This is a genomic window from Cupriavidus basilensis OR16, assembly GCF_000243095.1.
Taxonomy (GTDB): domain Bacteria; phylum Pseudomonadota; class Gammaproteobacteria; order Burkholderiales; family Burkholderiaceae; genus Cupriavidus; species Cupriavidus basilensis_D.
Genome location: NZ_AHJE01000177.1, coordinates 1 through 8,557, shown reverse-complemented (window position 1 = coordinate 8,557; position 8,557 = coordinate 1). Strand labels below are relative to the sequence as shown.

Sequence of the window (8,557 nt, the reverse complement as noted above, 5' to 3'; positions counted from 1 at the left end):
CGCAGGCGTTTGCTTGCATGATTGGGGCTCCTCCGGTTTTCTTGTTATCTGGCACGACAGGATGCTAGTACGTCTTATCCCGGCTGGTTCCCGCGCCGCCCTGGCCCTTGAACTGCGCGGCAAGGCTCTCTGCCGCCCGGGCCAGCATCGTGGCGTCCACCCCGACGGCGGTGAACGTGGTGCCCAGCGCCATGTACTGCCGCGACTGCGCTACGTCGGCGCTGAGGATGCCCGCGCCTTTGCCGGCGCGGCGGATGCGGGCGATGGCGTCGGCGATGGCGCCCTGCACGTCCGGGTGGCCCGGATTGCCGAGATGGCCCATGTCGGCGGCAAGATCCGCCGGGCCGATAAACACGCCATCCACACCTTCGGTAGCAGCGATCGCGTCGAGGTGCTCAAGCCCCGCGCGCGTCTCCACCTGCACCAGCACGCACATCTCCCGATTGGCATGGGCCAGGTAGCCGTCGACACGGTTCCAGCGCGAGGCACGTGCCATTGCGCTGCCCACGCCGCGCACGCCATGCGGCGGGTAACGGGTGGCGGCGACCGCGGCGGCGGCCTCGGTGGCGTCCTGCACCATCGGCACGAGCAGGGTCTGCACGCCCAGGTCAAGCAACTGCTTGATCTGCACGGTGTCGTTCCACGACGCGCGCACCACCGGGCGCACCGGATAGGCGGCCAGCGCCTGCAGTTGCGCCAGGATCGATGGCACGGTATTGGGTGCGTGCTCGCCGTCGATCAGCAGCCAGTCGAAGCCGGCATCGGCCAGCACTTCGGCGGTGTAGGGACTGGCCAGGCCGAGCCACAGGCCGATCTGCTGCTCGTTGGCGGCAAGCGCGCGCTTGAAGGTATTGAGGGGGATTTCCATGATGGCGTCGGGTTCAGGCGTTCAGCCGAAGTGGCAGGCCACAGCGCCCAGCGCGCCGTAGTCCACATGGAATGTATCACCCGGGCTGGCCGCCACCGGGCGCGTGAAGGAGCCACCGAGAATCACCTCACCCGCTTCCAGGCCCACGCCAAACGGATGCAGCTTGTTGGCCAGCCATGCCACGCCGTTGGCGGGATGGTTGAGCACGCCGGCGGCGACGCCGGTTTCCTCGATCACGCCGTTGCGCGACATGATGGCCGAGACCCAACGCAGGTCCACGTCGAGCGGGCGCACCGGACGCCCGCCCATCACCACACCGGCATTGGCGGCGTTGTCGGCAATGGTGTCGAACACCTTGCGCGGGCGCTTGGTGTCGGGGTCGATCCCATGGCTACGCGCATCGATGATTTCCAGCGCGGGGATCACGTAGGCCGTGGCATCGTACACGTCGAAGAGCGTGCAGTTCGGCCCCTTGAGCGGCTTGTCCAGCACGAAGGCCAACTCCACCTCCACGCGCGGCACGATAAAGCGGCCCGGGGGAATCGTCGCGCCGTCCTGGAAGAACATGTCGTCCAGCAAGGTGCCGTAGTCGGGCTCGTCGATCTGCGAGGACAGCTGCATGGCGCGCGAGGTCAGGCCGATCTTGTGGCCCTTGATGGTGCGGCCTTCGGCCAGCTTGCGGGCCAGCCATTCGCGCTGGATGGCGTACGCGTCGTCGATCGTGATGTCGGGGTGGTCCAGCGAGATTTGCCGGATCTGCTTGCGCGATTGCTCAGCGTCGTGCAGGCGGTGGGCGATCTGGCGGATCAGCTCTGGGCTGAGCATGGGGTCTCCGTGGGAAGCGTTGAGAATTAGGGCGATGTTGGCGGGGGAACTGGTCAGGCCTTCTTGAAGCGGGCGTGGACGTTGTTGTGCTTGTAGCTGCCGCCCTCGTTGAACTCGGCCAGCTCCATCGACAGCGCCAGGTAACGCTGCGCATACAGCTCGGCAAAGTGCGCCTTGACGGCCTCGAACAGTGCATCGCAGGCCGCCTTCTTGGCTGCCTCGGGCCGCCCGGCGCCGATTTTCAGCGTAATGTGGACGAAGGCGTAGTCCTCCTCGCCATCGGCCATGCGGTAGTCGGTCAGCGCCAGCGCGCGCGAGCGGATGCCGCCGATGGGAAATACGCCGTCCTGCGCAATCAGCACGTCGTTGATGATCTTGAGCAGGGCCGGCACGCGGGCTTGCGCGCGGATGTTATCGGTGTACTCGACGATGATATGGGGCATGGGCGGCCTTGTTGGTCGGGCGTGGCGGGTCAGTGGGTCAGTGGGTCAGTGGGTCAGTGGGTCAGTGGGTCAGTGGGTCAGTGGGTCAGTGGGTCAGTCAGCGCACCGGGAAGATCGCATTGATCTGGCCGGTGCCGGAGCTGGTGAAATAGTCGGTGACGATCTCCACCGGGCGCTCGTACTTGTCCCAACCCAGCAAGCCGAGCAGCATGGCCGTATCGTGCATCCCGCCTTCGCCGATGCAGTGCTCGTTGTACTCCGGCAACATGCGGCAGAAGGTGGCCCAGTCGCCCTGCTTCCAGAGCTCCACCACACGCAGGTCCACCTGCTTGAAGAACTCGCGGCTGATCTGGTGGATGCTTTCCTCGGGGCTGTTGTTGTCGTTGAAACGGTGCGACAGCGAGCCGCTGGCGAGAAATGCCACATTGGCATCGCTGGCCTCGATGGACTCGCGCAGCGCCTCGCCAAAGCGGCGGCTTTCATCGAGCTGGTGCCAGGCGCACCAGGCCGCGATGGAAACCACCTTGAAATGGCGATCAGCGTTCATGTAGCGCATCGGCACCAGCGTGCCGTACTCCAGCTCCAGGCTGGCGATCTCGTGGGCACGGGTCATCACGCCTTGCTCGCAAGCGGTGCTGGCAATCAGCCGGCCCAGTTCGGGATTGCCCGGCCCAGTTCGGGATTGCCGTCATAGGCGTAGGCCATGTCCTTGATGAAGTGCGGCAACTCGTTGCTGGTGTAGATGCCCTCGAACCGTGCGTTGCAGTTGATGTGGTAGCCGGCGTTGACCAGCCAGTGCACGTCGGCCACCACGATGGTGTCCACGCCCAGTTCGCGGCAGCGCCGGCCGATCTCGCGGTGCCCGGCAATCGCCGCCTCGCGGCAGCCATGGTGCTTGCCCGGCAGCTCGGACAGGTACATCGACGGCACGTGCGTGACCTTGGCGGCGAGTGATAGCTTGCCCATTGCGGTGTCTCCTGTTTTATCTTGGCGCGGGCTGCGCTCAAACGCCCCAGCGCGGGATATGATGCCCACCCATCGAGATGCAGACGTTCTTCACCTCCGCAAACACCTCGAAGCTGAACTCGCCGCCCTCGCGCCCGGTGCCGGATGCCTTGGTGCCGCCAAACGGCTGGCGCAGGTCGCGCACGTTCTGGCTGTTGACGAACACCATGCCGGCCTCGATGCCACGCGCCAGCCGGTGCACCTTGCCCACGTCCTGCGTCCAGATGTACGAGGCCAGGCCGTAGGCGGTGTCGTTGGCCATGGCCAGGCCGTCGTCCTCGCCCTTGAAAGGGATCAGGCAGGCCACCGGGCCAAAGATCTCTTCCTGCGCCACGCGCATGTGGTTCTCCACATTGGCCAGCACCGTGGGCTGCACGAAGCTGCCGTTGCGCAGGTGCGCCGGCAGGTCCGACGGGCGATCCGCGCCGCCGGCCAGGATGGTGGCGCCCTCCTGCTCGCCCAGGCGGATATAGCCCGTGACCTTCTCCCAGTGCTGCTGGGTGATCATGGCGCCCACGTGCGTCTGCTCGCTGGTCGGGTCGCCCACACGCAGGCGCTTGGCGCGCTCGGCGAACTTGCCAGCGAAGTCGTCGTAGACCGTGTCCTGCACGAAGATGCGCGAGCCAGCGGTGCAGCGCTCGCCATTGATCGAGAAGATGGTGAACAGCGCGGCATCCAGCGCGCGCTCCAGGTCAGCGTCGTCGAACACCAGCACCGGCGACTTGCCACCCAGCTCCATCGAGAACTTCTTCAGGCCGGCGCGTTCGATGATGCGCTTGCCGGTGGCGGTGCCGCCGGTAAACGAGACCGCGCGCACATCCGGATGGCGCACCAGCGCATCGCCCGCGCTGGCCCCGTAGCCCTGCACCACGTTGAGCACGCCGGCCGGCACGCCGGCTTCCAGCGCCAGCATGCCGAGCTGGTCCGCGGTCAGCGGCGACAGCTCCGACATTTTCAGCACCGCGGTATTGCCGAGCGCCAGGCACGGCGCGACCTTCCAGGTGGCGGTCATGAAGGGCACGTTCCACGGCGAGATCAGCGCGCACACGCCCACCGGCTGGTAGAGCGTGTAGTTGAGCATCTGGTCGTCCACCGGATAGGTGCGGCCGTTCATCTGCACGCACACCTCGGCGAAGAAATTGAAATTCTCGGCGGCGCGCGGGATCAGCTGCTTGCCGGTCTGCGCGATCGGCAGGCCGGTGTCCTGTGTCTCCAGCGCGGCAAGGTGCGGCACGTGCTCGGTGATCAGGTCGGCCAGGCGGCGCATGATGCGGGCGCGCTCCTTGGCCGGCGTGTTGGCCCACTTGGGAAAGGCCGCCTTGGCGGCCGCCACCGCGGCATTGACCTCTGCCTCGCCGCCCGCCGCCACCGTGGCGATCTCCTCGCCGGTGGCCGGGTTCCAGGTGGTGAAGGTGTCCTTGCTGTCGACTTGCTTGCCGTTGATCCAATGCTTGATCATGGTTGTCTCCTGTTGGCGCGCGGTGCGCCTGGGTTCGCTTCAGCGCCCGCGGCCGTATTCGGTAGCCGGGGCAATGGTGTTCACCAGCCGCCCCACCCCTTCGATTTCCGTGACGATCTCATCGCCCGGCTGCGTGTCGGCCAGGCCTTCCGGCGTGCCGGTCAAGATCACGTCGCCCGCCTCCAGCGTCATGAAACTGCTGAGGTATTCGATCAGCCAAGGGATGGCGAAGATCATGTCGCGGGTGCTGCCCTGCTGGGTCAGCTTGCCGTTGACGGTGGTGGTGATTCCGGCGCCTTGAAGGCCAGTTCCCGCGCGTGGTCGGCGTAGTTCAGTCCGAGCGCGAAGGTGGTGCGCGGCGCCACCGGCGGCAACCACGTCACGGCGTCCTCGCTGACCACGCGGCCGTCGTCCAGGCGCAATATGCCCTCACCAGCCGGCTGCGCGGTGTGGACCAGGCCATCGAAGGCTACGCGTGCGATTCTCATGTTGCCTCCCCAGGCGCCGCCACGACCCCGTGCCGCAGACGTCCCACATGTTCGATTTCGATCTCCACCATGTCGCCGGCACGCGCCAGCGGCGCGCCTTCGGGCACGCCCGCCAGCAGCACGTCGCCGGCCTCGAGCGACATGAAGGCCGTGACATCGGCCAGCAATTGCGCCACGGGGCGCAGCAGGTTGCCGGTGTGGTTGCGCTGGCGTTCCTCGCCATTGATGCGCACCACCATGCTGAGCGCATCGGCGTTGCCGACCTGCTCGCGGGCCATCACCCACGGGCCAATCGGGCAATAGCCGTCGCGGCATTTGTGGCGCACCGCCGGGCGGTAGTAGCTGGCGTGCGGCACGCTGACATCCGACACCACGGTGTAGCCGGCGATATAGTCCGCGGCCTGCGCCGGGTCGATGCGGGTTGCGCGCCGGCCGATCACGATGCCCAGCGCGGCGCCGATTTCCAGGGTGTCCTGGCCCGGCGGCAACGCGACAAGGCTGCCGTGGGCAGCCAGCGTATTGGCTGGCTTGATGTAAAGGACCGGACCGGCCGGCGGCGCCTGGTAAGGGGCCGCATTCACGCTGTCGCCAAGGGCCGCGAGCGCGCCCTTGAAGTTCAGCAGCGTGCCGTACACCGTGCCGGTGATGGCGGGCTGCCACATGAATTCGTCCTCGCGCAGGGCGCGCCCGCCGTCCAGCGGCAGCAAGGTGGCACCGTCCACCGGCACTGCCCGCACTGGCCGGCCACCGGCGGCGATTCTGGCTTGTCGCATCGTGCTCCTCTCTGGTTGCGCCCGCTCTGGCCTGGCGCTTGCGCTGCCCGGCTGGCGGATCATCGACGGCGGGCCGCCTGTTGGCGCCGCCTGTACTTAACATGTTAATTAAATTATGCCGGAGTTTCAACCCCATTGTGATCCGCGCCGCCGTGATGCTGCGGTCCGGCCCCGCACGCCCTCTTGCGTGCCTGTCATCGTGCTGTCATGCAGCATCCCCAGAATTCGCCCTGTACCGGGTTCCGCCTTTGCGCATCGTGATCGTTCCAATGCACCGCAGCAATGAAAAGGCTTGCTACCCGATTTTTTTGCAGCTTGAATGAAAACGTTTTCATTTTTGCCACCATCGCGTGCCTGACTCCCCATGCGCGCCATGGGTCCCTGAAATCAAGACCGGAAGCCCCTACGTGAAGCGCACCCAGGACCGTTCCAGCAGCACCGCGCCAGACGTCGCCGGCACCGCCACGCTGGTGGACGTGGCGCAGGCAGCGGGCGTATCGCTAGCCACCGCGTCGCGTGCGTTCAACAGCCCGGCGCTGGTACGTGAAGGCACCGCGCAGCGCGTGCTGGAAGCCGCACGGCAACTGAGCTTCCGCCCCAACCTGCTGGGCAGCAAACTGCGCGCGCAGCAAAGCCGGATGATCGGCGTGATGCTGCCCACCCTGGAAAACGCGGTGTTCGCGGAATGCTGGCGCGGCATCGAGGACGCCGCGCTGGCCGCCGGCTACTCGCTGATGCTGGTGACCAGCGCCTACGACCCCGCCCGTGAACGCGAGCGCATTGAGTACCTGCTGCGCCACCGCGTCGACGGCATGGTGCTCACGGTGGCCGACGCCGCCGCAGCGCCGTGCTCGACCAGTTGGATGCCGAAGGCGTGCCCTATGTGCTGGCCTACAACCAGGCCGCCGCGCACGGCCAGCGCCATTCTGTTTCGGTGGACAACCGCGGCAGCGCCCGCGAAGGGGTGCAAGCGCTGATCGCCGCCGGGCACCGCCGCATCCGCGTGGTCTCCGGTGACTTCATCGCCTCCGACCGCGCGCGCCAGCGCTTCGAGGGCTATCGCGACGCCATGCGCGCGCACGGCCTGGAAGCCGCGCCGGCGCTTTGCCTGCCCACCCACACCGCCAGCAACGCCGACCAGATCGGCGCGCTGGCCGCCGGGCCGGATGCCCCCACCGCCTTCTTCTGCACCAATGACCTGCTGGCGATCGGCGTGATCTCCGACCTGAAACGGCTCGGCCTGCGCGTGCCGCGCGACATCTCCGTGCTGGGCTACGACGGCATCGCGCTGGGCGCGCTGGTAGAGCCGGCACTGGCATCGGTGGTGCAGCCCAATACCGAAATCGGCGAGCGTGCCGTCGCCCGCTTGCTCAGGCGTTTTGGCCATGCGGCAACCGGCGCAACCGACACGGCCGACGCCGAATCCGCACGCGTCACCCTGCTGCCCCACGGCCTGCGCCTGGGCGGCACGGTGGCCGCGCCGGCATGACCCCCCACCCACTGCTTTCCCCCTGCCCCAGCCCACGTATGCAAACCAAGGAGTTCACCATGCAAGCAACCCGTTCCTGGCACAAACCGCTGCGCCGGATCGCCAGCGCGCTCGGCGCCGCCGCCGTCTGCGCCTTCAGCCAGGGCGCGGCAGCGCAAACCGCGATCTGCTACAACTGCCCGCCCGAATGGGCCGACTGGGCCTCGCAGATCCGCGCCATCAAGGAAAAGACCGGTGTCACGGTACCGCATGACAACAAGAACTCCGGCCAGTCGCTCGCGCAACTGGTCGCCGAAAAAGGCAGCCCGGTCGCGGACGTGGTGTACTACGGGGTGACCTTCGGCATCCAGGCCAAGAAGGAGGGCGTCACCGCCCCCTACAAGCCGGCCCACTGGAACGACATCCCCGACGGCCTCAAAGACCCGCAGGGCAACTGGTTCGCCATTCACTCCGGCACGCTCGGCTTCATGGTCAACGTCGACGCCCTGCGCGGCAAGCCCGTGCCGCAATCCTGGGCCGACCTGCTCAAGCCCGAGTACAAGGGCCTGATCGGCTACCTCGACCCGGCCAGCGCCTTCGTTGGCTATGTTGGCGCGGTCGCCGTCAACCAGGCCCTGGGCGGCTCGATGGACAACTTCGGCCCGGCCTTCAAGTACTTCCGCGACCTGCAGAAGAACCAGCCCATCGTCCCCAAGCAGACCGCATACGCCCGCGTGCTCTCCGGCGAGATCCCGATCCTGCTGGACTACGACTTCAACGCCTACCGCGCCCGCTACAAGGACAAGTCCAACGTTGCCTTTGTGATTCCCAAGGAAGGCACGGTAGTCGTGCCCTACGTGATGAGCCTGGTGAACAAGGCGCCGCACGATGCCGAAGGCAAGAAGGTGCTGGATTTCGTGCTGTCCGATGCAGGCCAGGCATTGTGGGCGAATGCGTATCTGCGGCCGGTGCGCAATGCCGCCGTGCCCCAGGAGGTGCAAGCGCGGTTCCTGCCGGCGGCGGACTATGCGCGAGCCAAGCCGGTGGATTTCGGGAAGATGGCGGATGCGCAGAAGGGATTCAGCGAGCAGTATCTGAAGGAAGTCCGTTGATTGGCTTGCGCTAGCGGATGCGTGCGGCATCGCGCTTGACGAGCGCCCACCCTCTCCCACAAGTGGGAGAGGGGAGCCAACCGGCGGCAGGATCAACCAATTGATGTAGCCGTGTG

6 protein-coding genes and 3 pseudogenes are annotated in these 8,557 nt (G+C 66.8%); 2 read left to right on the top strand and 7 right to left on the bottom strand.

The annotated features are described in order from the left end of the window. Positions 1–64: 64 nt before the first annotated feature. The 7 genes and pseudogenes from hpaI to OR16_RS37340 form a co-directional block, all read right to left on the bottom strand. Positions 65–868, bottom strand: a complete 804-nt coding sequence (gene hpaI / locus OR16_RS37370; RefSeq protein WP_006164314.1) for a 4-hydroxy-2-oxoheptanedioate aldolase — start codon at positions 866–868, stop codon at positions 65–67. Between the two features lie 21 nt (positions 869–889). Next, positions 890–1,693, bottom strand: coding sequence for a 2-oxo-hept-4-ene-1,7-dioate hydratase (gene hpaH / locus OR16_RS37365; RefSeq protein WP_006164313.1), 804 nt, complete (start codon positions 1,691–1,693; stop codon positions 890–892). 53 nt (positions 1,694–1,746) lie between these two features. After that, the gene (locus OR16_RS37360; protein WP_006164312.1) at positions 1,747–2,136 is read right to left on the bottom strand and encodes a 5-carboxymethyl-2-hydroxymuconate Delta-isomerase; all 390 of its coding nucleotides are present in this window, start codon (positions 2,134–2,136) and stop codon (positions 1,747–1,749) included. A gap of 97 nt (positions 2,137–2,233) precedes the next feature. Continuing rightward, positions 2,234–3,102, bottom strand: a pseudogene (gene hpaD / locus OR16_RS37355) (3,4-dihydroxyphenylacetate 2,3-dioxygenase). 37 nt (positions 3,103–3,139) lie between these two features. After that, positions 3,140–4,600 carry a 5-carboxymethyl-2-hydroxymuconate semialdehyde dehydrogenase gene (gene hpaE / locus OR16_RS37350; protein WP_006164311.1) on the bottom strand — a complete coding sequence of 487 codons (1,461 nt, stop codon included), beginning with the start codon at positions 4,598–4,600 and terminating at the stop codon, positions 3,140–3,142. Between the two features lie 39 nt (positions 4,601–4,639). Then, positions 4,640–5,088, bottom strand: a pseudogene (locus tag OR16_RS40620) (fumarylacetoacetate hydrolase family protein). Further along, complete coding sequence (locus tag OR16_RS37340) at positions 5,085–5,750, bottom strand: fumarylacetoacetate hydrolase family protein (RefSeq protein WP_043422720.1); 666 nt, start codon at positions 5,748–5,750, stop codon at positions 5,085–5,087. The pseudogene OR16_RS40620 and the gene OR16_RS37340 overlap by 4 nt, the downstream one beginning before the upstream one ends. Positions 5,751–6,268: 518 nt before the next feature. On the opposite strand from OR16_RS37340, the pseudogene OR16_RS37335 reads away from it, so the two are divergent. Then, positions 6,269–7,350: pseudogene (locus tag OR16_RS37335) on the top strand (substrate-binding domain-containing protein). Positions 7,351–7,409: 59 nt separating this feature from the next. Beyond that, entirely contained in the window at positions 7,410–8,441 is a 1,032-nt protein-coding gene (locus OR16_RS37330; protein ID WP_006164308.1) for an ABC transporter substrate-binding protein, read from the top strand. The last annotated feature ends 116 nt before the right edge of the window (positions 8,442–8,557 follow it).